Here is a 24,072-nt window from a genome sequence, read left to right on the forward strand (position 1 = left end):
GGCGGCCATCGGCGATGCCGGCATCGGGCGCGTGGTGGCGGTGGCGGACTGGCTGCCGAACGTGCAGACGGCGCAGTCCGAGGCCTTCTACCGGTCCTTCCGCGAGCGCTTTCCGAAGGCGGCCGACGACTACGTGCACATGCGCATGCAACTGATGATCGAGGCGCTGGCACAGGCGATCGAACGCGCGGGCAGCGTCGACACGGTGGCGGTGGCGCGCGCGCTCGAGAAGGCCGACGTCACGCTGGCGGGCCAGAGCGGCCACATGCGCGCGGCCGACCATCAGTTCCAGCAGACCCTGGTCGTGGGTGTCATGGACAAGCAGGGCACGCCCGGCGTGAAGTTCGACGTCGAAGGCTCCGGCTACGGCTTCCGCGTCGTGAAGACCATTCCCGCCAGCCGCGCCGAAATGCCCAGCAGTTGCAGGATGGGCCGTCCGGACTGACGACGCGAAAAGTGCAGGCCGCTCCCTTGCGGAGCCCGGATCAAGTGACGAAGATGCGTCGAATCCCCCGCCGGCACGGGGCTCGAGGAGATCATCCCATGAGCATCGAAGCAGCCGAGAAGCACCGTCTTGACGAAGCGCATGCGAACCGGGCGGCCTGGAAGAAGTGGGGGCCGTACCTCAGCGAGCGGCAATGGGGAACGGTCCGCGAGGACTACAGCGAGAACGGCGACGCCTGGAACTACTTCTCCCACGACCAGGCCCGCTCGCGCGCCTACCGCTGGGGTGAGGACGGCCTGGGCGGCATCAGCGACGACCACCAGGTGCTGTGCTTCGCGCTGGCGCTGTGGAACGGGCGCGACCCGATCCTGAAGGAGCGCGCCTTCGGCCTTGCCAACAGCGAGGGCAATCACGGCGAGGACGTGAAGGAGTACTACTTCTACCTCGACTCGACGCCCACGCACTCGTACATGAAGTACCTGTACAAGTATCCGCAGGCGGCCTATCCCTACGCCGACATCGTCTCCACCAACCGCAGCCGAGGCAAGCAGGATGCGGAATACGAGTTGCTCGACACCGGCGTGTTCGAAGACAACCGCTATTTCGACGTCTTCGTCGAATACGCGAAAGGCGCGCCGGACGACGTGCTGGTGCGGATCACGGTCTTCAACCGTGGCCCGGAAGCGGCGTCGCTGCACCTGCTTCCCACGCTGTGGTTCCGCAACACCTGGTCGCAGCCGGGGGGAGGCTCCAAGCCGACCATCGAGCGCGTGGGTTCCACGGGGGCTTCCGTTCGCGCCCGCCATACCGATCCGCTGTTCCTGGAATCGCTGGGCAGCTACGACCTGCATTGCGACGCCGAGGTGCCGCTGCTCTTCACCGAGAACGAAACCAACAACGCCCGGCTGTTCGGCGGAACCAACGCCTCCGCCTTCGTGAAGGACGGCATCGACAACTTCATCGTCCACGGCGACACGGGTGCGATCAACCCGGCGCAGCAAGGCACCAAGGTGGCCGCGCACTACCAGCTCGACGTCGCTGCCGGGCAGTCACGGGTGGTGCGGCTGCGCCTGAAAGCCAGCGAGGGCGGCGTCCCGGCCGGCGCCTTCGGAGATTTCGATGCCGTCTTCGCGGACCGGCTCCGGGAGGCTGACGCGTTCTACGCCTCGGTGACACCCCCTGCCATCCGCGATGACCCAGACCGCGCGAACGTCATGCGCCAGGCGCTGGCAGGCATGCTGTGGACCAAGCAGTACTTCTACTACGACCTCGACCTCTGGCTCGACGAGCACGGCGCGGGCACCCAACTTCCGCTGCCGGAGCGCCGCCGGGTGCGCAACAGCGAGTGGGGACACATGTTCAACGACGACATCATCTCGATGCCGGACAAATGGGAGTACCCCTGGTACGCCGCGTGGGACCTCGCCTTCCACATGATCCCGCTGGGCATGGTCGACCCCGACTTCGCCAAGCAGCAGCTCGACCTGATGCTGCGCAACGACTACCTGCATCCGAACGGCCAGCTCCCGGCCTATGAATGGAACTTCGGCGACGTGAATCCGCCCGTGCACGCCTGGGCGACGATGCAGCTCTACCTCATCGACAAGGAGCGCCGGGGAGGGCAGGGCGACATCGAGTTCCTGAAGTACGCCTTCTCCAAGCTGCTGGTCAACTTCACCTGGTGGGTCAACCGCAAGGACCGCACCGGCGCCAATGTCTTCGAGGGCGGCTTCCTCGGGCTGGACAACATCGGCGTGTTCGACCGCTCGTCGCCGCTGCCCACGGGCGGCTATCTCGATCAGGCCGACGGGACGGCATGGATGGTGTTCTTCAGCCAGCAGATGTTGCGCATCGCCGTCGAGCTGGCGCTGGAGGAGCCGCTGTACGAGGAGTTCGTCGAGAAGTTCTTCCAGCACACGCTGTTCATCGCCGGGGCGATGGACCGCGTCGGTGACCGGCACGACGAGATGTGGGACGAGGAGGATGGATTTTTCTACGACGTGCTGCGTCTCCCGGACGGCAACGCCACGCGCCTGAAGGTGCGCTCCATCGTCGGCCTGTTGCCGTTGGCCGCGGTGGCCGTGTTCGAAGAGGACATCCTCCAGAAGCTGCCGAAGTTCGGCGATCGTGCGCGGCTGTTCCTGGCGCGCCACCCCGAACTCGCGGCCAGCATGCATCTGCCGCAGAAGCCCGGCGTCGCCAACCGCCGCATGCTGGCCATCGTCGACGAGCAGAAGCTGCGCCGCATCCTTGCCCGCATGCTCGACGAGAACGAGTTCTTCGGCCCGCATGGCATTCGCGCGCTGTCGCGCATTCATCTGGAGCACCCTTACGTCTTCGAGCACGCGGGGCAGTCGTACCGCGTGGCGTACGTGCCGGGCGATTCCGACTCGGGCATGTTCGGCGGCAACTCCAACTGGCGCGGGCCGGTGTGGATGCCGATCAACTTCCTGCTCTACACCTCGCTGCTGCGCCTGTACGCCTACTTCGGCGACGACTTCAAGGTCGAGTGCCCCACCGGCTCGGGGCAGATGAAGACCCTGCTCGAAGTGGCGAAGGAACTGGGCGAGCGGCTCACGCGGATCTTCCTGCGCGACAGCGGCGGCGGCCGGCCGGCGTACGGTGCGGCGTCGAAGTTCCGCGACGACCCTCACTGGCGCGAACTGTTGCAGTTCTTCGAGTACTTCCATGGCGACACCGGGGCCGGGATCGGCGCGAGCCACCAGACCGGCTGGACCGGCTGCGTGGCCCGCGTCATCCAGCTCAACGCCGTGCTGAACCGGGACCTTCTCCTGATGCCGGGCGCGGAAGCTGCGGCAGCGCGCGCGTTGCACGGCAGGCAAGAGCCTGGACTCGAAACCCGGCGGTGATTGCCGTGCCGAAGCCGCGCTATCCGGTGCTCTACCAGATCAACACGCGGGTCTGGCTGACCGCGCTGTCGCGTTCGCTCGGCCGGCGGGCGACGCTGGACGACATCGCCGACGCCGAACTGGATCGACTGGCGGAGATGGGTTTCGACTGGATCTGGCTGCTGAGCGTCTGGCAGACGGGGGAGGCCGCGCAACGCATCTCGCGCAGCCACCCGTCGTGGCGGCGCGAGTTCGAGCACACGCTGCCCGACCTGCGCGAAGAGGACATCGCGGGCTCGGGCTTCGCGATCACCGGCTACCGCGTGCACGACGGCCTGGGCGGCGACGGGGCATTGGCGCGATTGCGTGCGCGCATGAGCGAACGAGGGCTGCGCCTGATGCTCGATTTCGTGCCGAACCACATGGCGCCCGATCATCCGTGGACGGACGCGCACCCGGACTATTTCGTCCACGGCACGGAAGCCGACCTGGCGCGTTCGCCCCAGAACTTCACCCGGGTGGAGACAAAGAGCGGACCGATGCTGCTCGCCTACGGCCGGGACCCGTACTTCGACGGCTGGCCCGACACGCTGCAGCTCGACTACGGCAACCCGGCGCTGCAGGCGGCGATGATCGGCGAACTGGAACGCATCGCCGGCCAGTGCGACGGCGTGCGCTGCGACATGGCCATGCTGGTGCTGCCTGAGGTGTTCGAGCGCACCTGGGGCATCCGTGCCGAGTTGTTCTGGCCGAAGGCGATCGCCGCGGTGCGTCGCGCGCATCCCGCGTTCCTGTTCATGGCCGAGGTCTACTGGGACATGGAATGGACCCTGCAGCAGCAAGGCTTCGACTACACCTACGACAAGCGCCTGTACGACCGCCTGCACGAGCAGCGCGCCCGCCCCGTGCGCGAACACTTGTGCGCGGAAATGACCTATCAGGACCGGCTCGCACGCTTCCTGGAGAACCACGACGAGCCGCGCGCGGCGTCGACTTTCGCGCCCGATGTCCATGCTGCCGCCGCGGTGCTGACTTTCCTCTCGCCCGGCCTGCGCTTTTTTCACCAAGGGCAGTTCGAGGGGCGGCGAATCCGGATCTCGCCGCACCTGGTCCGCGGGCCCGATGAGGCCGTGGACGCTGCGCTCCAGCAGTTCTACGAGCGGCTGCTCGCCGTGCTGCGCCTCCCGGTCGTCCGCGACGGCGGCTGGTCCCTGCTGGAATGCGTTACGGCATGGGCCGGCAACCCCTCGGCGGACCACTTCATCGCTTTCCGTTGGGAAGACGCCGGGCAGCAGCGGCTGCTCGTGGCCGTGAACTGTTCGCCGCAGCAGTCGCAGTGTTTCGTGCGGATTTCCTTCCCGCAGATGGCGGGGCGCATGTTGCGGCTAAGGGATTTGCTCGGCCCGGCGATCTACGACCGGGCTGGTGATGATTTGCTGGCCCGTGGACTGTTCCTGGACATGCCACCCTGGGGCCAGCACGCCTTCGACGTGCAATGGATGGCCTGATCGCGGTTCAGGCACCGGCCATGTGTTCCATCGCCTCGAAATCCCGCGTTTCCAGCAGCACGGGGTAGTGCGGCGCCTCGTGATGGCGCTCCAGCGCGCAGGCGTCGATGATCGCCGCGTTCGCCTTGTAGGCCTCCACCAGGGTGTCGCCGCCGCCGTCAGCACCGAACAGGTCGCGCAGCGGGTCTTCCGCGATCTCGGCGATGACTCGCTCGCCGGCAGGGCCTTCGGGGTAGATCGCGAACCGCACCGTGGCCGTGTCGAAACAGTAGATGGCTTCGCTCATTTCATTGCCTCCACGATCAGCGCAGGCACGCCAGGCGGATGCATTGCCATGCCCTCGCATGCCGCTCAATGATCCGCGCCAGCACGCCGGACGTCCAATGAAAAAGTGTTTCCTCTCCGGTCAGTGCGGGCATTTTTCTTCCTGCTACTTCTCCAGCACGTAGCCCCCGGGTGCGGCGCACAGCGGACGATGGAGACGCGAGCCGGGCTTCCTGGGTGCGGCGATCGGGTCGCCCGAGCGCTCCTGCATCCACGCCCGCCAGTGCGGCCACCAGCTACCCTCGTGACGCACTGCGACGCGTGCCCATTCGTCCGGGTCGGCCTGCCTGCACGGAGCGGTCGAGAAGAAGGCCTTGGGCGCCCCCGGCGGGTTGATCAGGCTTTGCAGGTGGCCGGCGTTGGCAAGCACGAAGGTCGAGTCCTCGCCGAACACGCGCGCCGTGCCGTAGCAACTCTTCCACGGCGTGATGTGGTCGGTGATGCCGCCGATCACGTAGGCGCCGATGTCCACCTTCGACAAGTCGATCGGAACGCCCCGGATGCTCATGGCGCCCGGTTGGACATACGGGTTCTTTTCCATGATGTCCAGCAGGTCGGAGTGGAAGCGCGCCGGCAGCCGCGTCGTGTCCGCGTTCCAGGCCAGGATGTCGAAGGCCGGCGGCTTGTTGCCCAGCAGGTAGTTGTTGACCCAGTAGTTCCAGATCAGGTCGTTGGGCCGCAGCCAGGCGAACATGCTCGCCATCTCGGAGCCTTCCACCACGCCCTTGCTGCGCGAGCGGGCGCGCGCCGCGCGGACGGCGGCGGGCGAGTTGAAGAGGCCCAGCGTGGTGTCGTTCATCGCCCGGGCGCCGTCGAGCACGCACACGGCCCACGACACGTTCGCCACCTTGCGGTCGCCGAGCGCCGCGAGCCAGCCGAGGTAGGCCGCCAGCGTCATTCCGCCCGAGCAGGAGCCCCACATGTTCACGTCGGGGCTGCCGGTGATCTGGCGCGCCACGTCGACAGCCGTGTCCACCGCCATCGCGTAGTGCTCGACGCCCCAGTCGCGGTGTTCGGCCGTCGGGTTGCGCCAGCTCACCATGAACATCTGAACGCCGCTGTCGACCGCCCACTTCACCAGGCTTTTCTCCGGGGCCAGGTCAACGGCATAGAACTTGTTGACCTGGGGCGGCACCATGACCAGCGGACGCTGGTACACCTCGGGCGTGGTGGGTGTGTACTGGATCAGTTCGAAGGTCTCGCAGCGGTAGACGACGTCGCCGGGCGAGGTCGCCATGTTCTCGCCGATCCTGAACGGCGTGCTGTCCACCTGCATCGGCATCATGTGGTTGTGCCGCATGTCGTGCACCAGGTTCTCCAGGCCGCTCACGACGCTGCCGCCGCCGGTGTCGACGATCTTCCGCACCGCAGTGGGGTTGCCCGCCAGCCAGTTGCTCGGCGCCAGCGCATCGGTCACCAGCGCGGTCAGGAATTGGGCCTGGCCCTTCTCGCGGTCGCCCAGCGTGGAGCCCGCGATCAGGCTGCTGAATTCGTTGTGCGTGAGCAGGTAGTTCTGCATCAGCCGCTTGTAGGCGAAATTGCCCTGCCATGCGGGGTCGGCGAAGCGCCGGTCTTTCGGGTCCGGCGCCAGCTCGGAGCGGCCCTGGAGGATGTGCCCCAGCGACTTGGCGTAACGGGCCAGCGACCCGACCGTGGCGCCAGGAGACACCGTCGCCAGCTTGAGCAGCGATTGCGCCGCCTCCGCGAAGTCGGCGGGCCGCAGCCCGATGAGCGGGTTCGGGGCCAGGGTGTTCTCGCTGGCCCGCTTGATCAGCTCGGTGAGTTCGTTGACCACCGCGACGGGATCGGCGGCGGCGCGCCTGCGTTTCGGTGCCGCAGCGGTTTTCTTCATGCTGACCGTCTCTGCGGCCAATGGTTTCATCGTCATGCTTGTCTCCTCGTCTCTTCGGGGCAGGGGTCAGGCGATCAGCATCGCCGTGGCATTCGCCACCAGCGCGGGCTTGTCCTCGCCCTCGATCTCGACGGTGTTCTCGGTGGTGAGCAGGTGTCGGCCGTTGCCCTTGTCCTCCAGCGACACCACGCTGATGTGGTTGCGCACGCGCTTGCCCGCGCGCACCGGCGCGAGGAAGCGGATCTTGTCCAGGCCGCAGTTGACCGCCTGCTTGAGCGCCATGCGCGAGATCAGCACGTCGAAGACCGTCGGGGCCAGCAGCGACAGCGTCAGGAAGCCGTGGGCGATGGTGCCGCCGAAGGGACTCTCCCTGGCGGAGCGTTCCACGTCCACGTGGATCCATTGCGTGTCGTTCGTGCAGTGGGCGAATTCGTCGATGCGCGTCTGGTCGAGGGTGATCCACGACGAGGAGCCGATGCGCTGGCCGGCAAGGCCCGCAAGGGATTGGAAGGTGATGTCGGGTGTGTTCATGGCAGTGAAGGATTCAGGAAGGAGGAGGACCGGCGCCCGGCCGGCTCAGGGCTTGTCCAGGAATTCGCGGATGGCCGCGACCGACTCGTCGGCCCGGGTCATCAGGAACATGTGTCCGCAATCGAAAATCTTGAGTTGCGATTTGCGGATCAGCTTGTGCATCAGCCGCGCATTGGCGAGCGGCACCAGCGGATCGTCGGCGCCCGCCATCAGCAGCGTGGGCTGGCGCAGCGTCGGCAGCCAGTGGATGCTGGTCCAGCCCGAAGCGGCCAGCAACTGCAGGTAGTAGCCCAGCCGCGACTTGTATTTGACGTGGCGGAACATGTCGGTCGCGAGCGCCGGGTTCCGGCGGAAGTCGCCGCCGTAGATGTCGCCGCTGATGCTGCGCGCGTATTCGGCGTTCATGTAGCGCTTGGGCGTCGCCATCTTCCACAGAACACTCGGGCTGGAGGGAACCATCACCACGCCCGGCGCGGTCGCGCACAGGATCAACCGGCGGCAGCGACGCCCAAGGGTGCAGGCAAAGGCTTGCGCCGCCGCGCCGCCCCAGGAGACGCCGAGCACGTCGACCTCCCCGATGCCCAGGCGGTCCAGGATGCGCGCGGCCAGCCGCGCGATGCCGCCGAGACGGTAGGGCCAGCGCGGCAGTTCCGACTGACCGACGCCCGGGATGTCGAAGACGACGATCTCGCGCTCGGGCATCTTCCCCACCAGCGGCGCCAGCAACTCGATGTTGCCGCCGATGCCGTTGAACAGCAGCAGGGGCACACCCGTGCCGTCGCCGGGCTGGTGGCCGACGCGCACCATCCTGGGGTCCTCGTCCGTGCCGAGGTTCATCATCTCGATGATCAACGGGCCTCGCGTTCGTGTGGCTGCCGTCATGAGAATTCCGGATTCCGCTTGCCGGCCCACGCCTGGATGCCCTCTGCGGCTGCGGCTGTGCCGTCCATCGGGTCGCGCAGGGCGCATGACAGCGCCATGGCCGAAGGCAGGTCCAGATCGTTGCTGCGGAGAATGAGTTGCTTGGCCGCACTCACGCCTTCCGGGCTGTTGCCGGCGATCTGGCGCGCAAGTGAGAGCGTTTCGTCCAGCAGACGCTCGTCGGGTACGACGACTTCGACGAATCCCAATGCAAAGGCCTGTCGGGATGAGAAAACGCGGCCTGTCAGAACCACCAGGTTCGCGCGGCCGCGACCCACCAGCCTGGGCAGGCGCACCGGTCCGCCCGCGCCGGGGAACGCGCCGACCTTGCTCACCTCGGGCAGGGAAAAGATGGCGCGGTCCGAGGCGACCCGGATGTCGCAGGCCAGTGCGATCTCAAAGGAGCCCGCGATGGTGGGACCGTTGAGCATCGCGATCACGGGCACCCGGAACGCTTCAAGCTTCTCGATGAAGCGCAGCACCGTGTCGCGCGCCTTCTTCGTTTGCCTGGGGGCCAGAAGGGCGCGTTCCTTCAGGTCCGCGCCCGCTCCGAAGGTCGGGCCCGCGCCGGTGATGACCAGCACCCTGAGGTCCGGCCTGGCTTGCAGGCTGGTCAGGCAATCCTCCAACTCATCGGCCATCCTTGCGTTGATCGCATTCCTCCGGCCGGGCCGGTTCATCGTCAGCACAGCGATGTGCGGATGCACATCGGTGACCTCGATCGTCGTCCAGGCTTTCAATTGGCGCCCAGCGAGAACCCGTTGCCGGACAACTGCACGTGGGCCTTGCGCCCGCGCCCGGCGAGGCCGGCCACGAGATCGACCACCGGGTGCCGGAGGCTGAAGCTGTCGTCCGTCGCCGTCGGCCCGAGGCCGTTGATCTTCTCGTCGCCGTACATGTAGCGCAGCAGCAACTCGTCGTCGCCGATGTCCTTGTAGCGCCGGCGCAGGCCCGGCAGCACGGGCTCGATGGCGGGTGGCTCCAGGGCCACGTCCTTCGAGCCGTTGGCGATGATCCTGTCCTTCACGTTCGCGTCCACCGGCAGCGGCAGCTCGCCGAAATAGCCGCAGACGTACTTCTTCACCTCGTCCGGCACGACCTTGTAGCGCTCGTTGTTGAGCACGTTCATCACCGCCTGCGCCGAGACGATGGCGGGATAGGGCGTGACCATGATCGGCGAGCCGAGCTCCACGCGCACCCGTCCGATCTCCTCCAGCACGGCCGGCAGCTTGTCGGGCATGCCCGCGAGCTTGAGCTGCGACTCGAGGTTGCTCATCGCGCCGCCTGCGAACTGCGTGATGTAGTGGCTGGGCTCGTACTCGGCGGGCACGCCGACGGGCTGGCCTTCGCGCTCGGCCAGTGCGCCGAAGTAGTCGCCGACCTCGTCGAGAAGCCCGTCGTCGACGTTCACGTCGAGGCCGATCTCGCGCAGGTTGCGCGCGATCATCTGGGCGGCCGGCAGCGAGTTGCCGTTGGCCAGCGGGTCCACCGCCGTGAGGATGCTGTCGGCGCCATGCACCGCGGCCTCGATCGCGAGCAGCGGCCCGAGCCCGGTCAGGCAGTGCGTGTTGAACTCCAGCCAGGCGCGGTCGCCGATGGCGTTCTTGATCGCCGGCACGAGCGTGCGCACCCGTTCGATGGTCAGGATGCCGGCCGCATCGGCCAAGGCGACGGTCCGCACGCCGAAGCGCTCGACGGCTTCGCGCGCCTTGCCGGCATACAGCGCGTCGTCATAGCCGGGCGCGATGTTGTAGCCCAGCAGCAGCGTGACGTCGGCCCCGAGCCGGTGCGCGGTGGCGATGCTCGAGGCGAGGTTGTCGTTGCACATCAGCGCATCGAAGAGCCCGATCTCGCGGATGCCGTTGGCGATCTGCCGTTCGACGAAGAGGTCGGTGATGTCGTCGGCCACAGGGAAGAAGCCGCGCATCAGGTTGCTGCGGATGGCCGCGCGCAGTGGCGTGTGGCGGATTCGCTGACTGAGCAGGCGAATGCGCTCGAAGGGGTCCTGGTTGAGGAACAGCACGCTCGCATCGAACTGCACCAGGGCGATCGCCTGCATGGAGAGGAAGCCGGCGCGGTCCATGCGCTCGGCGATCGGCAGCATGTGCTCGGTGCGCATGCGTGTGGCCCAGAGGCATTGCTGCCCGTCGCGCAGCGTGTCGTCGGTCAGGTGGACGGTGCGGCGCTTGCCGGTGCGCGCGGTTTCCGCGGCAACGAGTTTCTTGAGATGGTCGAGCATGGCTTCAGCCCTCCGTGCCTTGGAGTTGGATCGAGACGCCGGGGCCCTGCACGCTGAGTTGCGCGTAGGGCGCGGCGCGTGCCGTGAGTCCGGCGAGAAGGGCTTCCGCCGGCGTCATGCCGACGTAGCGCAATGTTTCGGGCGCAGCGGCGGCGGGCAGCGCTCGGGGTGCCACGCCGCAGGTGGCTGAAATCACCAGCGCGGCATCGCTCGCCTCGGGGTGGGCCGCGCGCAATGCGTCCACCGACGGTGCGGCCGCCTTCGGCAGCGCGCCGACCCGGCTCGCCAGGCTGGCTTCGACGTTCTTCGACGTGGCGCCGTAGACCTGCTGCAGCGCACGCCGCACGCCAGGACGGATCTCGGCATAGCGGGGCACGCCCTGCAGATGCAGCAGCGCCTGCTCGGCGATCGACCGTGCAAAAGGCGCCAGCATCGGCGGCGCGCCGACTTCACTGCGCACGCGGGCGCATTCGTTGGCAAAGGCATGCAACTGGTGTGTGAGGCCGGCATCGGCCAGCTTTCGCATGAACTGCGCGGCGATCTCGCCCGGCAACTCGTGCATGTACGGCGCCAGGTCGAAAACCCAGGCGCGGCTCGGCGCGAAGCCGTGGCAGTCGGCCATCTCCGCCAGAAGCCGGTCGGCCTCGCCGACGGCGTGCAGCAACTGGTCGCTGGCCGGAGCGCCTTGCTTCAACAGGCGCAACGATTTCAGCAGCGTCCCGAGCGCCGGCACCGAGGCGCCGTTCGCGACCGGCGCGAACGCAGTGTCGAGCCCGTCGATGCCGAGGCGCATCGCTTCGAGCGCGACCATCGGGGCAAGCGCCGTCTGGCAGCGCAGGTGCAGGTCGAGCGGTGTGCTGCCGAGGCTGCGGCGCAGGGCCGGTAGCAGGGTGGCGAGCCGGTCGGTGGTCAGCAGGCCGGATTCGTCGCGAAGCATCACGCGGTCGGCACCGGCACCCGCCAGGACGGACGCCTTCGCGCGCAGGTCATCGTTGCCATGCGTCGATTCCTGCGCGTACGGCAGGGCGGCAATCGTCGTCAGGCCGAGCGACCTGGCCGCCTTCATTACCGGCGCCATGCGCTCGATGCACAGCAGCGGGTCGATCAGCACGATCTCGGAAACACCGCGCTGCGCCACTTCGCGCAGCCACAGCGTGGCGACTTCCGTCGAGACGACGTCGCACGCGCGCTTGCCGTGGTCGGTCAGCAGCGACAGAGCCGCACGCAGCGGAACGCCGGGGCAGCGCTCGCGCAGCAACTCGATGCGCTGCCAGGGGTTTTCGCCGCGCGCCACGCACTGTTGCAGCGTGGCCGGTGAGGCGATCTCGACCGCCGCGGGACGAGTGGCGGCCAGCCGCTGGGCGAGGGCGAGCGCCATGGGCGTCGTCATGCCACCGGCCCAGCGCGCGCTCTGGCCGTCGGTCAGGCTGACGTCGGTGTAACGCACGGCATCGGTCATGGCTGGACTCCGGCTTCGGCCTGCGCCGCCTTGGCGGCCTGGGCTGCGGCCTTCTGCGCGGCCTTGCGTTCAGGCAGGAAGGTTTCCTCCACCCAGCGCGTCGTGACCTTGCCCTTCACGAAATCGTCATGCGCCAGCACCGAGTCATGGAAGGGCGCGGTCGTCGCGGGCCCTTCGACATGCAGGCCGCCGAGCGCCTGGCGCATCCGCGCGATGGCCTGCTCGCGCGTCGGTGCATGCACGATCAGCTTGCCGAGCAGCGAGTCGTAGTAGGGCGGCACGGTGTAGCCCGCATAGCAGTGGCTGTCGACGCGGATGCCTTCGCCGCCCGGCACATCCCAGCGCGAGATCAATCCGGGGCGCGGCAGGAAGTTGCGGTCCGGGTCCTCGGCGTTGATGCGGCATTCGATCGCATGGCCCTGCAATTGCACTTCCGCCTGCGTGAACGACAGCGGCAGGCCGGCCGCGACGCGGATCTGTTCGGCCACCAGGTCGTAGCCGGTGATCATTTCGGTCACCGGGTGCTCCACCTGGATGCGTGTGTTCATCTCCAGGAAGAAATACCGGTTGTCGCGCTGGTCGACGACGAATTCGATGGTGCCGGCGCCGCAGTACTCGGCATTGCGCGTCAGGCTCACGGCGCACTCGCCCATGGCACGGCGCATGGCCTCGTCGACGGCGGGGGAGGGGGCCTCCTCGATGAGCTTCTGGTGGCGGCGCTGCGTCGAGCACTCGCGCTCGCCGAGGTAGACCACGTTGCCGTGCATGTCGGCCATGACCTGGATCTCGATGTGGCGCGCATGCTCGATGAATTTCTCCATGTACAGCGTGGCATCGCCGAAGGCGGACTGCGCTTCGTTGGAGGCCGAGCTCATCAGCGATTCGAGTTCGCTCTCGTCGCGGACGATGCGCATGCCGCGGCCACCGCCGCCAGCCGTGGCCTTGATCAGCACCGGGTAGCCGATCTCCGCGCCGACACGCTGTGCGTGCGCCACGTCGGACAGGGCACCCGAACCCGGCACGCGGGGCACGCCGGCCTTCTGGGCCAGGCCCACCGCCGTGATCTTGTCGCCCATCGCATCGATGGCATCGGCGGAGGGACCGATGAACACCAGCCCTGCATCGACGCAGGCGCGCACGAAGGACGAGCGCTCGGAGAGAAAGCCGTAGCCGGGGTGCACCGCATCGCAGCCCGTCTGCAGCGCCGCCTCGACGATCCTTTCGGCGCGCAGGTAGCTTTCGGAAGCGAGCGGCGGACCGAGCACGACGACTTCGTCGGCCATCCTGGCGGCCATCGTCTCGGTGTCAGCTTCGGACACGCCGACCACGGCCTCGATGCCGAGGGTGCGGCAGGCACGGATCACGCGCACGGCGATTTCGCCGCGGTTGGCCACGAACACGCGCCGGATGTCGCGCTTTGCAACGGGAGGGGAAACAGTCTTGCTCATGGTCAGGCTCCCTGCGTCGGCTTGATCAGCATCACGATCTGGTCGTGCTGCACAGGCTTGCCGTTCTCGATCACGATGCGCTCGACCGTGCCCGTGACGCCGGCCTTGACCGTGTTGAACATCTTCATGACCTCGACCAGACAGACCGTGTCATCGGCCTGCACGGTGCTGCCAACGGCGACGAAGGGCGGTTGGTCGGGGCTCGGCCGCAGGTAGAAGCTGCCGACCATCGGTGAGCGCACCGCGACCAGGCCTTCCGGCACCTCCGTCAAGAGTTCGGGCGCGGCCGCGCTGGAGGCGCCGGCCGGTGCTTCCGACGTCTGGGTCGACTCGGCAAGGCGGCTTGCCGTGGCCTGGGGAACTCGCTCGACCCCGGTTGAGGAAGCGCCGGGCTTCCTGGCGTGAAGTTCGAAATCACCCACCGTGACGTCGAGGGATTCGAGGTGTGCGGCGCTGTCGAGGATCTCGAGGATGCGACGTACGTCGGTATGGGATAGGGGCATGGCCTTTGTCTCCAGTACGGCGGGAGTGTCCGCCTTTCGTTGCGCAGCGGCGTTGCTGCAATGCCTGGATTAAATCATGGGCACATTCATCTTGTCAACAATCTGAATGTCGAGTAAAGTTCGGCCATCGGCACTCCGCCGCCACACCACGAGGCACTCGAACATGACCACTGCGACAAAGATCCGCTCCGACATCACCGGCACCGTCTGGAAGATCCTGGTGAAGCCAGGCGACGTCCTCCAGGCCGACGACACCCTGATGGTTCTCGAGTCCATGAAGATGGAAATCCCCGTGGTGGCCCCCGAGGCCGGCCGCGTGATCGAAATCCTCATCGCCGAGGGCGCGCCCGTGCGCGAAGGCCAGGAAGTCGCGCTCTTCGAGGAGGAATGAGCGCCATGAAGAAAGCGGTTGCGGACATGCAGGCGGCGCACGGCTCGGAAGCCGAAGCGCCGCCGATGCGGGCCGGCACGGCGGGCCGCCAGTTGATGACGCTGGCCGAGCAGATCGCCGAGCGCGTCTTCATGTCCATCGCCAGCGGCGAGTACGCGCCGGGCGATCGCATTCGCGAAGAGACGATTGCCGAGCAACTCGATGTCAGCCGCGGCCCGGTGCGTGAAGCGCTGCGCATCCTGGAGAAAGACGCCGTCGTGCGCATCCAGCCGAATCGCGGAGCGCATGTCACGCAGCTCACCATCAAGGAAGTGGGCGATCTGTTCGAGATTCGCCGCGACCTGATCGGCGCGATGGTCCGTCGCCTGGCACCTCGCGGCGGCGACTTCGCAGCGGCGATCGACGCCGGCGTGTGCGAGCTCGAAACGGCGGCCCAGGCCGGTGGCAGTGCAGAAGCGTATCTCGGGGTCAGCAACCGGCTCGGCCGCCTGCTCGCCGACGCCTCCGGCAATGAACGGCTCGCGGAAATCCTCGGTTCCCTGGCGCGGCAGACGCGTCGCTATTCGATGCTCGGGCTCGCAAGCGCGGCGCGCCGCAAGGAATCCGCACGCACCTGGCGGGCGATGTCGAAGGCCCTGGAGGCCGGCGACGCCAGCGCCGCCGCCGACGCCATCGAAGACCTCATCGACGCCTTGCGGCGCGAAGCCATCCGGCAGCTGGCCCTGCCTCTCCCCATCCACACGAAGGATTGAATCCCATGAATTCCGAACGAATCGCAGGGCATGCCCTGTCCTGGGCGGCGGCGCAGTTCCGCGACCGTCCGGCCGTCGTCTTCCGCGACCGCAGCTACAGCTACACGCAGATCGAGCGGCGCAGCAACCAACTTGCCAACACGCTCATCGGCCTGGGCCTGACACCGGGCGAAAGGTTCGCGGTGCTGCTCAACAACTCGGTGGAGAGCATCGAAAGCCAGTTCGGCGCCGAGAAGGCTGCGCAGTGCTACGTGGCCCTGAACGCGCGTCATACGGTGCGCGAGCAGGCCGGCATCCTCAACGACGCGGGCGCCTCGGTGCTCATCGCCGGGGCCGAGTTCCGCGAGACGGTGCAGCAAGTGCGGATGCTGGTGCCCTCGCTGCGGGTCGTGATCGGCGTGGGTTGGCACGACGCGCATGTGCTCGACTACGACATGCTGCTCCAGCGTGCCTCGGATCGGTCGCCATGGCTCAAGGTGCCCGCGAACCTGCTGCTGCGCATCGCGTACACCTCGGGAACGACAGGCCAGCCCAAGGGCGTCGCCTACAGCATCGCGCGCTTTGACGCACGGCTCGCCAACCATTTCGGCGCCATGGAGTACGGCCTGGGCATCGACGACGCGATGCTCCACGTGGGGCCGCTCACGCACGCCGCCGGCGTGCATCTGCTGCCGTGCTACCTGCGCGGCGCACGCAACATCGTGGCCGACCGCTTCGATGCCGAACAGGTGATTTCGCAGATCGCGAGCGATCGCATCACGCAACTCATGGTGGTGCCGACCATGATGAGCCGCCTGCTCGAAGTGCTGGCCGCGAACCCCGATGCGGATGTGTCCGCCCTCCAGCGCGTTCACTACGGCACCGCGCCGACGCCGGCGAGCACGTTGCACGAGGCCCTGGAACGTCTGGGGCCGATCCTGCGCCAGCAGTACGGCATGACCGAGGCGGTGCAGCCCCTCTGCGTGCTCTACCCGCACGACCATCTGCAGGACGGCCGGCCCTCGGAGCGCATCACTTCCTGCGGCCGCCCGACGATGAACGTCGACATCACCGTGCGGGACGCCGATGGCAATCCGCTGGAGGCAGGCGAGATCGGCGAGATCGCGATCGCGCATCGTGGCATCGGCGAAGTGGCGTTCTGGCGGCGTCCCGAACTGGAGCGCGAATCCATCCGCGATGGCTGGTATTACAGCGGCGACCTCGGTCGCTTCGATGACGAGGGCTTTCTCTACATCGTCGGACGCAACAAGGACATGATGATCAGCGGCGGCTTCAACGTCTACGCCCGCGAGGTCGAGGACGCGCTGCACACCCACCCGGCCGTGGCCGAGGTGGCGGTGCTCGGCCTGCCCGATGCCGAGTGGGGCGAGGTGATCGCGGCCTTCGTGGTGCGCCGCCCCGGAGAAGCGAGCGACGCCGACGCGCTCGCGAGGCACTGCGCCGAGCAGATCGCCGGCTACAAGAAACCGCGCGTGATCGAGTTCGTCGACGCGCTGCCGCGCAACCACGCCGGCAAGGTGACCAAGAACGACTTGCGCGATGCCTGGCTGGCTCGCCATACCCAAGGTACCCAAGGAGCAATCTCCAAATGAACACGACATTGACAACGAAGCCCGCAGCGGGCGAATGGACCGATGACCTCGACGAGTTGGCGCAGCGCCGCGCCATCGCACGCGAACTGGGCGGCGAGGAGCAGGTGGCGCGCCACCACGCGGCCGGCAAGCTCACGGCGCGCGAGCGCATCGATCACCTGCTCGACGCCGGCAGCTTCAAGGAGATCGGCGCGCTGGCCGGTTCCGTCAAGTACGGCGCGGACCGCAGGCGCGAGAGCTTCACGCCCAGCAATGCGGTCGTCGGCGTCGGCAGGATCGCCGAGCGGCGCACGGTCGTCTCGTCCGACGACTTCACGATCCGGGCCGGCTCATCCGAGGGCTCGGTGTCGGAGAAGTGGATCTTCGCCGACCGCTATGCCTTCGAGTACAAGCTGCCGATCGTGCGCATGGTCGACAGCGCCGGCGGCAGCGTGAAGCTGCTCGACAAGCTGGGCCACACCAAGATCCCGGGCTACGCCATGCTGCCGATGACGCAACTGCTCGGCGTCGTGCCCGTGGTCGGCATCGCGCTCGGCGCCTGTGCCGGGCTGGGCGCGCTGCGAGTCGCCTCGTCCCACCTCGCCATCATGATTCGCGGCAAGAGCCAGATCTTCGCGGGCGGCCCGCCTGTCGTGAAGCAGGCGCTGGGCCTGGACATCGACAAGGAAACGCTCGGCGGCTACGACGCGATGCACCGCTACAGCGGCACCGTGCAACTGGCCGTCGACACCGAGGAAGAGGCGCTTCAGGCCACGCAGCGCTTTCTTTCCTATCTTCCGGGCAATGTGTGGGAACAGCCGCGGCGCGTGGCCTGCGAGGACGCGGTCGATCGCTGCGATCCATGGCTCAACCAGGCGATCCCCGCCGACAAGCGCAAGGTCTTCCAGCCCCGCAAGATCCTGAAGGCGATCTTCGACCAAGGCTCGGTGTTCGAACTGTCGCCCGACTTCGGCGGCTCGACCATCACCTGCCTCGCCCGGCTGAACGGACATGCGGTGGGCGTGATGACGAACAACCCGATGGTGATGGGAGGCGCGCTGACGCGTGCCGCGGCGCTGAAGATGGCGCGCTTCGTCGACCTGTGCGACACCTTCCACCTGCCCATCGTCAACCTGGCCGACCAGCCGGGCGTGATGACCGGCCCCGACGCGGAACGCGAAGGCACGCTTGCGGCCGCGATGCAGGCCTTGAACGCGATCGAGCAATCGGGCGTTCCGTGGCTGGCGATCGTGCTGCGGCGCTGCGTGGGCCTCGCCGGCGCCATGCTGAGCCCGTGGCACGGTCCCTCGGGCACCGCGCTGCCCAACCGCTACGCCTGGCCGTCGGCCCGCTGGGGGTCGATCCCGGTCGAGGGTGGCGTCGCCGCGGCGTACAAGAAGGACATCGCCGCAGCCGAAGACCCTGTAGCGCACCGGCTCGAACTCGAAGCGCACTATCACGCGATTTCGTCGCCGATGCGCACGGCCGAGCGCTTCGGCGTGCTCGACATCATCGAGCCCGCGACGACGCGGCCGCTGCTGTGCGCCTGGGTGGAAGATGCGTACCAGGCGACGAGCCGGCGTCTCGGCCCGGTCGGGCGCACGATGCGCTGATCATTTTCTTTGCGTAAAGGCACGCTGGCCGTTACATTCGTTTTCGATCAGGAGGAGATCCGACATGCTTCAGCCCAGTGAGCGTTCGACGAAGTGGCGCGCCGGTCGTTTGAGCGCCCGCCTGTGGACGGCGATAGCGCTGTCATGCGGGTGGGCCTCCCGTGTGCACGCATCCTTGCTGGAAGGCGATGCGCTTGACACGGCGGCGGATGTCATGTCCTATGTCGTGCTGGTACTGGTGCCGGTCCTCGCGATCGCGCTCTTCTGGATCGTGCACGTGCTGCCCGAGAAGATCGCCGAAAAGCGCCACCATCCGCAAAAGGATGCGATCCACACCCTGTGCCTGCTTTCGCTCGTGTTTGGCGGATTGCTCTGGCCGCTGGCCTGGCTCTGGGCCTATACGCGGCCCATCGGCTACAAGATGGCCTTCGGCACTGAGAAGCATGAGGACTTCTTCGTCGAACATGGCGAAAAGGCTCATCGCGACGAGCTGGAAAGCGAGCACCTCGACCATCTCCTCGACGAACTCAACATGCTCGGGCGGCGCGGCAGCCTGACACCTGAACTCCAGCTGGTGCGCGAGCGCGTTCTGGCCGCGCGAGAGCGAAGCAGCGTGGCCGTGGCAACGCCGGAAGGGGGGGCCGCGTAAATGGAAGCCATCCTGCTCGGCATCTATGCCTTCTTCGTCTGGCTGATCTTCTTCAAGTTCAAGTGGCTGCCCTGGAACACCATCTCGATGGTGATCGTCGTGACCATCCCGGTGGTTGCGCTCACCTTGCTGGTCCTGCTGCTCAACATCTTCGCGCCGTCCACGGCCGACGTGCGGGTCTTCAAGTACGTGGTGAACATCGTGCCCCAGGTGAGGGGGCGCGTGATCGAGGTACCGATCGAGCCGAACAAGCTGATCAAGCGCGGCGACGTGTTGTTCAAGATCGATCCGACGCCGTACCAGTTGCAGGTCAAGGCGCTGGAAGCCCAACTCGCCAATGCCGAAGGCGGCACGCGCAAGATGCGCGAAGAACTGAAAGCCGCGACATCGAAATCCGGTGCGGTGCGGGCTCAACTGGAACTCGCGCGCCGCAGGGTCGAACAGAACCGCCAGTTGGTCGCGGCAGGGGCCGGGGACCGATTTGCGCTCGAACAGGCGCAAGCCAACCTGGCGGAGCTGCAGGCGCAGTTGGCATCATCCATTGCCGGTGAGGCGCAAGTGCGTGCCACCCTGTCGGCGACCGTCGACGACGATCAGGCAGAAATCGCGCAGATCAAGGCGCAGCTCGAAAACTCGCGATGGGAGTTGTTGCAGACCACCGTCGTCGCGCCAGCCGACGGCTATGCGATCAACCTGCAATTGCGGGTCGGCTCGATGACGGCGGCGTTCCCCGTGACGCCCGTGATGACCTTCGTCGAGAACGAATACCAGGTCATCGCGCTCTACCAGCAGAACGAACTGCACCAGGTCGCCCCCGGCGACGAAGCCGAGTTCTCGTTGAAGACGCGGCCGGGCGTGATCTTCAAGGCCAAGGTCGAATCCATCATCTGGGCGCAAGGCCAGGGCCAACTGGCGAATGCGACCCAGTTGCCCACGACCGGCATGGCGCCGATCCCGCCGGGGCGTTTCGGCGTGAGGCTCGACGTGGACGCCCGGCACCAGGACGAATTCTTCGCTGCGGGCGCCGTGGGCGAGGGCGCCATCTACACGCAGCATCTCGCGCTGATCCACATCATCCGCAAGATCATCCTGCGTGTCGGCTCCAAGCTCGACGTGCTGATCCTCAAGCTGCATTGAGAGTCGCCATGAGCACGCACTCCATCCGCCTCTGGTCGATGATCGCGCTCGCGGCACTCGGCGCGGCGGGCTGCGCGCTGAAGTCCCCGCCGGACCGTGCTGCGCTCGCGAGCGAGGCGCTGTCCAACGCGCCGGCACCGGCCGCATGGAAGGCCGGCGCGACGGCCGGCGGCGTGGTCGACGACTGGATCGCGAGCTTCGGCGACCCGGTGCTCAACCAGCTGGTCGCTGAAGCGCTCGCCTACAACAACGACCTGCGCGCATCCGCCGCGCGGGTCGAGCAGGCGGCAGCGGGCGTGAAGGCCGCGGGAGCGCAGATTTGGCCTGCCATCGACGTCATCGGCCGGCGCGGCGGCAAGATGGGCGGCGATGGGTCGGGCCTCAATGGCTGGGTGATCTCGGCCTCGTGGGAAATCGACCTGTGGGGCCGCGTGCGTTACGCCCGCCGTTCCGCCGAAGACCAATACGCATCGACGCAGGCCGACCTGGCGGCGGCACGGCAATCGATCGCCGCGCTCGTCGCCAAGTCGTGGTTCCTGGCGACCGAGGCGGCGCTGCAGCGCCAGCTCGCGCGCCAGATGATCGATACCAGCAAGCAGTCGGTCAATCTCGCGGACCAGCGCTGGCGCATCGGCGCGTCGAGCGAAAGCGATGTCGTGCAGGCGCAGGCGAGCCTGAAGACATTCGTCGACGCCGAGCGGCAGCTCGACTTGACCTACTCGAAGTCGCTTCGTTCGCTCGAACTGCTGCTCGGGCGCTATCCGGGCGCGGACCTGAAGCCGGCGGCCGCCTGGCCGCGCGTCGACATGCCGGTCGGTGCGGGCGTGCCGTCGGAACTGCTCGAACGCCGGCCGGACATCGTCGCCGCGGAGCGCCGAGTCGCCGCGGCCTTCGACCGCACCCAGGAGGCCCAGGCTGCGCGCCTGCCGCGCGTGTCGCTCTCGGCGGGAATCTCGTCGATCACGAGCGAGATGTTCGTGCTGAAGGACCGTGACAACCCGAGCGCGAGCATCGGCGCGGGCCTGGTCGCGCCGCTGTTCCACGGCGGTGCGCTGCTGGCGCAGGTGGAGGCGCGCACGGCCGAGCAGCAGCAGGCCGTGGCCGCCTGGGCGCAGACCGCGCTGAAGGCCTTCAACGAGGTTGAAACGGCACTTGCCGAAGAAGCCACATTGCGCGAGCGCGAGCCGATCCTCGACGCTCAGGCGAGGGACGCGCAAAAGGTGCTCGACATCGAGAACACGCGATATCGCGTGGGATCACGCGACCAGCGAACAGTGACGCAGCAGGAGATGAGCGTGTATGCCGCACGCTCGACCTTGCTGCGCGTCCAGGCCGAGCGGCGCGTGCAGCGGGTCAATCTCCTGCTGGCACTCGGCGGCGGCTTCGGCCCCGGCACTGAAAGCGAATCGGCCGTGCAGGGCCAGGAGAAACGGCCATGACCACGACCCGAACGCACCTCGCCCTGCGGTGCCTTGGCGCTTGTCTCTTGCTGCTCGGCGGTTGTGCCACCCGGCCGATCAATCCTCCGATCACCCAGGCGAACCCGGGCAGCGGTTACCGCTTCGAGACGCGGCAGGCCGAAGTCAAGGACAAGGACGCACTCGTCATCCTGGCGTTCTCGGGCGGCGGCACGCGCGCCGCCGCGTTTTCGTACGGCGTCCTCGAATACCTTCGCCGCACCGAGATCGTCACGCCGAAGGGCAGGGCCCGACTGATCGACCAGGTCGACATCATCACCGGCGTCTCGGGGGGCAGTTTCACCGCGCTGGCCTATGGCCTCTATGGCGACAAGCTGTTCGACGACTATGAGCAGCGCTTTCTCAAGCGAGACGTGCAGGGCGCGATCATTTCCGGCTCGCTCAACCCGGGCAACTGGGCGAAGCTGTCGTCGTTGGGATGGGGGCGCTCCGAGCTGGCGTCCCAGCTGTACGACGAAGTGCTGTTCAACAATGCCACCTTCGGCGATTTGAACCGCGGGAAAGGACCGCTCATCCTCGCATCCGCGACCGATATCTCGAGCGGCGCCCGCGTCGTCTTCCAGCAGGGCACGTTCGATGTGCTGTGCTCGGACCTGAGCGCCGTGCCGTTGTCGCGCGCTGCCGCCGCCTCGTCGGCGGTGCCCGTGGTGCTCTCGCCGGTCACGATCAACAACTACGGCGGCACCTGCAACATGACGCCTCCCGCGTGGGTGAAGCGCTTCACCGACACCGACAACCCGCCGCGACCGGCGGCCAGGGCGATACGCTCCCTCCGCTCACTGGGGGACTTCGCCGACAGCAAGAAGCGGCCCTATCTCCATCTGGTGGACGGTGGCGTGTCGGACAACGTCGGCATGCGCGGCGTGCTCGATTCACTGGAGATCCTGGAGGCCATGCAGGAAGCCGGCATGCCGACGCAACTCGACAGCGCGAAGCGGATCGTCGTCTTCATCGTCAACTCGCTGTCCGTGCCGCCGACGAAATGGGACGAATCCGAATCGCCGCCCGGCAGTGTGCAGATCCTGCTCAAGTCGAGCGGCGTTCCGATCGACCGCTATTCCTTCGAGGCCGTCGAGCTTCTGAGGGACATGGCGGCACGCTGGAACACGATGCGCAGGATCCGCACGTCGGCGGCGATGGCAGACAACAAGGACCCGGCGCTCGCGTCGGCGATACGGGGGCCGGACGCCGAGATCTACGCCATCGACGTCTCTTTCGCCGCACTCAAGGACAACGCGGAGTTGGACTATCTCAACCAGCAGCCGACCACCTTCGTCCTGCCCGACGAGGCGGTCGATCGCCTGCGAGCCGCGGCGGGCACGATCATTTCGGATTCGCCCGAGTTCAAGCGGCTGCTGAAGGATGTGGGCGGCACCCTGGCGGCCGCACCGAAGCCGGCTGCGCGTTCAACGTCGAAGGACTAGGCCGGCCCTTTTCCGAAGCAGAATCCAGGTGCTTCAACGTGGACCTCGGTCCAGGAAGGGAAAAGATGGAACTGGAAGAAGTCAACGCGCGCCTTCGTTCGCTGGAACTGCGAGCTGTCGCCCACACAGCGGCGATCGCGGTCCTGCTCCAGGAGCAGCCCAATGCCGCCGCCAAGCTGCATCTGGTCTCCGAGCACCTGGTCGACGCGCCGCCGATCCCGATGTCCGATGAGGACCTGGTGAAGGTCGCGGCGTACATCCAGGCCATGCTGGGTGGTCCCTGGGTCGACTGATTCCTGCCGTCTCGTCGGCGGAAGCTGCCGCGCGTCGCTCAGCGCCTCGGCGGCAAGGCGAGGTAGTTGGCGACCAGGCGCACGAGGGCGTCTTCCACCTCTTTCTTCTGCGGTCCCTTGAATGGATCGGGCAACGCCAGGACCGCGCGCAAGACCCCGAACACGCTGTTCGTCAGCACGAAGGCTTCCGCCGGCTTCAGGCTGCGCGCCTTGCCGTCGAAGGCAACGATGCCCGTCGATGTCATCAACTCCACGATCGTCGTGCGCAATGCGCGCAGGGGACTGTCCGTTGTCCCGGTGAGCGCGTGCTCCAGCAAGACGCGATGCACGCGGGTTCGCCCGCCATAGGCAGATAGAACCGTCCTCACGATGGCACGCATCCGGTCGCCCGGGTCCTCGGGCGGCGCCTCGGTCAGTGCCTGCAGCACGCCGTCGGCCATGGCCTGTAGCTCGCGCTGGGCCAGCGCGTCGAGCAGTGCCGCCTTGTCCCGGAAGTACTGGTAGAGCGTGCCGATGCTGACGCCCGCGACCTCCGCGACGCGGTTGGTGTTCAGCGCCGGCAGCCCGCCTTGATCGAGAAGCCGCGTCGCGGCCTCCAACATGAGTTCGACCTTCTCCAATGACCGGGCCTGGCTGGGCAGCCGGCGCGCAGGCTCCTGTCTTTGCCAGGTTTTCGGGGGCATGG

22 protein-coding genes are annotated in these 24,072 nt (G+C 67.3%); 12 read left to right on the forward strand and 10 right to left on the reverse strand.

Going from position 1 to position 24,072, the window contains the following annotated elements:
* From QTH97_RS18350 to QTH97_RS18360, 3 genes are all read left to right on the forward strand, one after another.
* Positions 1 to 445: ABC transporter substrate-binding protein (locus QTH97_RS18350; protein WP_286569835.1), on the forward strand; the 445-nt coding region annotated here is incomplete at its 5' end.
* 98 nt (positions 446 to 543) lie between these two features.
* The gene (locus tag QTH97_RS18355; protein ID WP_286569836.1) at positions 544 to 3,315 is read left to right on the forward strand and encodes an MGH1-like glycoside hydrolase domain-containing protein; all 2,772 of its coding nucleotides are present in this window, start codon (positions 544 to 546) and stop codon (positions 3,313 to 3,315) included.
* Positions 3,312 to 4,802 (forward strand): alpha-amylase family glycosyl hydrolase, encoded by a 1,491-nt coding sequence (locus QTH97_RS18360; RefSeq protein WP_286569837.1) that lies wholly within the window; start codon positions 3,312 to 3,314, stop codon positions 4,800 to 4,802. The genes QTH97_RS18355 and QTH97_RS18360 overlap by 4 nt, the downstream gene beginning before the upstream one ends.
* Positions 4,803 to 4,809: 7 nt before the next feature.
* Here the strand turns inward: QTH97_RS18360 and QTH97_RS18365 are convergent, their stop codons facing one another.
* The 9 genes from QTH97_RS18365 to accB form a co-directional block, all read right to left on the reverse strand.
* Entirely contained in the window at positions 4,810 to 5,088 is a 279-nt protein-coding gene (locus QTH97_RS18365) for a hypothetical protein (protein WP_286569839.1), read from the reverse strand.
* Between the two features lie 144 nt (positions 5,089 to 5,232).
* Entirely contained in the window at positions 5,233 to 7,014 is a 1,782-nt protein-coding gene (locus QTH97_RS18370; RefSeq protein ID WP_286569840.1) for an alpha/beta fold hydrolase, read from the reverse strand.
* Between the two features lie 30 nt (positions 7,015 to 7,044).
* Positions 7,045 to 7,509, reverse strand: coding sequence for a MaoC family dehydratase (locus QTH97_RS18375; protein ID WP_286569841.1), 465 nt, complete (start codon positions 7,507 to 7,509; stop codon positions 7,045 to 7,047).
* Between the two features lie 45 nt (positions 7,510 to 7,554).
* Positions 7,555 to 8,391 carry a poly(3-hydroxyalkanoate) depolymerase gene (gene phaZ, locus QTH97_RS18380; RefSeq protein ID WP_286569842.1) on the reverse strand — a complete coding sequence of 279 codons (837 nt, stop codon included), beginning with the start codon at positions 8,389 to 8,391 and terminating at the stop codon, positions 7,555 to 7,557.
* Positions 8,388 to 9,170, reverse strand: a complete 783-nt coding sequence (locus tag QTH97_RS18385; RefSeq protein ID WP_286569843.1) for an enoyl-CoA hydratase/isomerase family protein — start codon at positions 9,168 to 9,170, stop codon at positions 8,388 to 8,390. Before QTH97_RS18385 ends, phaZ begins: the two co-directional genes overlap by 4 nt.
* The gene (locus QTH97_RS18390; RefSeq protein ID WP_286569844.1) at positions 9,167 to 10,669 is read right to left on the reverse strand and encodes a hydroxymethylglutaryl-CoA lyase-like TIM-barrel protein; all 1,503 of its coding nucleotides are present in this window, start codon (positions 10,667 to 10,669) and stop codon (positions 9,167 to 9,169) included. Before QTH97_RS18390 ends, QTH97_RS18385 begins: the two co-directional genes overlap by 4 nt.
* Before the next feature lie 4 nt (positions 10,670 to 10,673).
* Positions 10,674 to 12,128: a beta/alpha barrel domain-containing protein gene (locus QTH97_RS18395; protein ID WP_286569845.1), complete on the reverse strand. Its 1,455-nt coding sequence runs from the start codon at positions 12,126 to 12,128 to the stop codon at positions 10,674 to 10,676.
* On the reverse strand, positions 12,125 to 13,576 hold the full coding sequence (accC, locus tag QTH97_RS18400) for an acetyl-CoA carboxylase biotin carboxylase subunit (protein WP_286569847.1): 1,452 nt from the start codon (positions 13,574 to 13,576) through the stop codon (positions 12,125 to 12,127). The genes QTH97_RS18395 and accC overlap by 4 nt, the downstream gene beginning before the upstream one ends.
* A 2-nt stretch (positions 13,577 to 13,578) precedes the next feature.
* Positions 13,579 to 14,079 (reverse strand): acetyl-CoA carboxylase biotin carboxyl carrier protein, encoded by a 501-nt coding sequence (gene accB, locus QTH97_RS18405; protein ID WP_286569848.1) that lies wholly within the window; start codon positions 14,077 to 14,079, stop codon positions 13,579 to 13,581.
* A gap of 163 nt (positions 14,080 to 14,242) precedes the next feature.
* Here accB and QTH97_RS18410 point away from each other — a divergent pair, with 163 nt between their 5' ends.
* The 9 genes from QTH97_RS18410 to QTH97_RS18450 all read left to right on the forward strand — a co-directional run bounded on the left by QTH97_RS18410 (position 14,243) and on the right by QTH97_RS18450 (position 23,387).
* Positions 14,243 to 14,470, forward strand: coding sequence for an acyl-CoA carboxylase biotin carboxyl carrier protein subunit (locus tag QTH97_RS18410; RefSeq protein ID WP_286569849.1), 228 nt, complete (start codon positions 14,243 to 14,245; stop codon positions 14,468 to 14,470).
* 5 nt (positions 14,471 to 14,475) lie between these two features.
* Positions 14,476 to 15,222, forward strand: coding sequence for a GntR family transcriptional regulator (locus QTH97_RS18415; protein WP_286569850.1), 747 nt, complete (start codon positions 14,476 to 14,478; stop codon positions 15,220 to 15,222).
* Between the two features lie 5 nt (positions 15,223 to 15,227).
* Positions 15,228 to 16,814: a class I adenylate-forming enzyme family protein gene (locus QTH97_RS18420; RefSeq protein WP_286569851.1), complete on the forward strand. Its 1,587-nt coding sequence runs from the start codon at positions 15,228 to 15,230 to the stop codon at positions 16,812 to 16,814.
* A complete protein-coding gene (locus QTH97_RS18425; protein WP_286569852.1) occupies positions 16,811 to 18,406 on the forward strand; it encodes an acyl-CoA carboxylase subunit beta in 1,596 nt (531 codons plus the stop codon). The genes QTH97_RS18420 and QTH97_RS18425 overlap by 4 nt, the downstream gene beginning before the upstream one ends.
* A 64-nt stretch (positions 18,407 to 18,470) precedes the next feature.
* Positions 18,471 to 19,055 (forward strand): DUF3302 domain-containing protein, encoded by a 585-nt coding sequence (locus tag QTH97_RS18430; protein WP_286569853.1) that lies wholly within the window; start codon positions 18,471 to 18,473, stop codon positions 19,053 to 19,055.
* Positions 19,056 to 20,192 (forward strand): HlyD family secretion protein, encoded by a 1,137-nt coding sequence (locus tag QTH97_RS37145; RefSeq protein WP_286569855.1) that lies wholly within the window; start codon positions 19,056 to 19,058, stop codon positions 20,190 to 20,192.
* 8 nt (positions 20,193 to 20,200) lie between these two features.
* On the forward strand, positions 20,201 to 21,631 hold the full coding sequence (locus QTH97_RS18440; protein WP_286569857.1) for a TolC family protein: 1,431 nt from the start codon (positions 20,201 to 20,203) through the stop codon (positions 21,629 to 21,631).
* Positions 21,628 to 23,094, forward strand: coding sequence for a patatin-like phospholipase family protein (locus QTH97_RS18445; RefSeq protein ID WP_286569859.1), 1,467 nt, complete (start codon positions 21,628 to 21,630; stop codon positions 23,092 to 23,094). The genes QTH97_RS18440 and QTH97_RS18445 overlap by 4 nt, the downstream gene beginning before the upstream one ends.
* 65 nt (positions 23,095 to 23,159) lie before the next feature.
* A complete protein-coding gene (locus QTH97_RS18450) occupies positions 23,160 to 23,387 on the forward strand; it encodes a hypothetical protein (protein ID WP_286569860.1) in 228 nt (75 codons plus the stop codon).
* A gap of 38 nt (positions 23,388 to 23,425) precedes the next feature.
* On the opposite strand, the gene QTH97_RS18455 is transcribed toward QTH97_RS18450, so the two are convergent.
* Positions 23,426 to 24,070, reverse strand: coding sequence for a TetR/AcrR family transcriptional regulator (locus tag QTH97_RS18455; protein ID WP_286569861.1), 645 nt, complete (start codon positions 24,068 to 24,070; stop codon positions 23,426 to 23,428).
* Between the last annotated feature and the right edge of the window lie 2 nt (positions 24,071 to 24,072).

Source organism: Variovorax gracilis (assembly GCF_030317115.1).
Taxonomy (GTDB): domain Bacteria; phylum Pseudomonadota; class Gammaproteobacteria; order Burkholderiales; family Burkholderiaceae_C; genus Variovorax; species Variovorax gracilis.

Excerpts from the sequence above, each read along its gene's own strand:
- QTH97_RS18355 (WP_286569836.1), top strand. The coding sequence starts at position 544 with ATGAGCATCGAAGCAGCCGAGAAGCACCGTCTTGACGAAGCGCATGCG.
- QTH97_RS18365 (WP_286569839.1), bottom strand. The coding sequence starts at position 5,088 with ATGAGCGAAGCCATCTACTGTTTCGACACGGCCACGGTGCGGTTCGCG.
- QTH97_RS18370 (WP_286569840.1), bottom strand. The coding sequence starts at position 7,014 with ATGACGATGAAACCATTGGCCGCAGAGACGGTCAGCATGAAGAAAACC.
- QTH97_RS18375 (WP_286569841.1), bottom strand. The coding sequence starts at position 7,509 with ATGAACACACCCGACATCACCTTCCAATCCCTTGCGGGCCTTGCCGGC.
- phaZ (WP_286569842.1), bottom strand. The coding sequence starts at position 8,391 with ATGACGGCAGCCACACGAACGCGAGGCCCGTTGATCATCGAGATGATG.
- QTH97_RS18390 (WP_286569844.1), bottom strand. The coding sequence starts at position 10,669 with ATGCTCGACCATCTCAAGAAACTCGTTGCCGCGGAAACCGCGCGCACC.
- QTH97_RS18395 (WP_286569845.1), bottom strand. The coding sequence starts at position 12,128 with ATGACCGATGCCGTGCGTTACACCGACGTCAGCCTGACCGACGGCCAG.
- accC (WP_286569847.1), bottom strand. The coding sequence starts at position 13,576 with ATGAGCAAGACTGTTTCCCCTCCCGTTGCAAAGCGCGACATCCGGCGC.
- accB (WP_286569848.1), bottom strand. The coding sequence starts at position 14,079 with ATGCCCCTATCCCATACCGACGTACGTCGCATCCTCGAGATCCTCGAC.
- QTH97_RS18410 (WP_286569849.1), top strand. The coding sequence starts at position 14,243 with ATGACCACTGCGACAAAGATCCGCTCCGACATCACCGGCACCGTCTGG.
- QTH97_RS18415 (WP_286569850.1), top strand. The coding sequence starts at position 14,476 with ATGAAGAAAGCGGTTGCGGACATGCAGGCGGCGCACGGCTCGGAAGCC.
- QTH97_RS18420 (WP_286569851.1), top strand. The coding sequence starts at position 15,228 with ATGAATTCCGAACGAATCGCAGGGCATGCCCTGTCCTGGGCGGCGGCG.
- QTH97_RS18425 (WP_286569852.1), top strand. The coding sequence starts at position 16,811 with ATGAACACGACATTGACAACGAAGCCCGCAGCGGGCGAATGGACCGAT.
- QTH97_RS18430 (WP_286569853.1), top strand. The coding sequence starts at position 18,471 with ATGCTTCAGCCCAGTGAGCGTTCGACGAAGTGGCGCGCCGGTCGTTTG.
- QTH97_RS37145 (WP_286569855.1), top strand. The coding sequence starts at position 19,056 with ATGGAAGCCATCCTGCTCGGCATCTATGCCTTCTTCGTCTGGCTGATC.
- QTH97_RS18440 (WP_286569857.1), top strand. The coding sequence starts at position 20,201 with ATGAGCACGCACTCCATCCGCCTCTGGTCGATGATCGCGCTCGCGGCA.
- QTH97_RS18445 (WP_286569859.1), top strand. The coding sequence starts at position 21,628 with ATGACCACGACCCGAACGCACCTCGCCCTGCGGTGCCTTGGCGCTTGT.
- QTH97_RS18450 (WP_286569860.1), top strand. The coding sequence starts at position 23,160 with ATGGAACTGGAAGAAGTCAACGCGCGCCTTCGTTCGCTGGAACTGCGA.
- QTH97_RS18455 (WP_286569861.1), bottom strand. The coding sequence starts at position 24,070 with ATGCCCCCGAAAACCTGGCAAAGACAGGAGCCTGCGCGCCGGCTGCCC.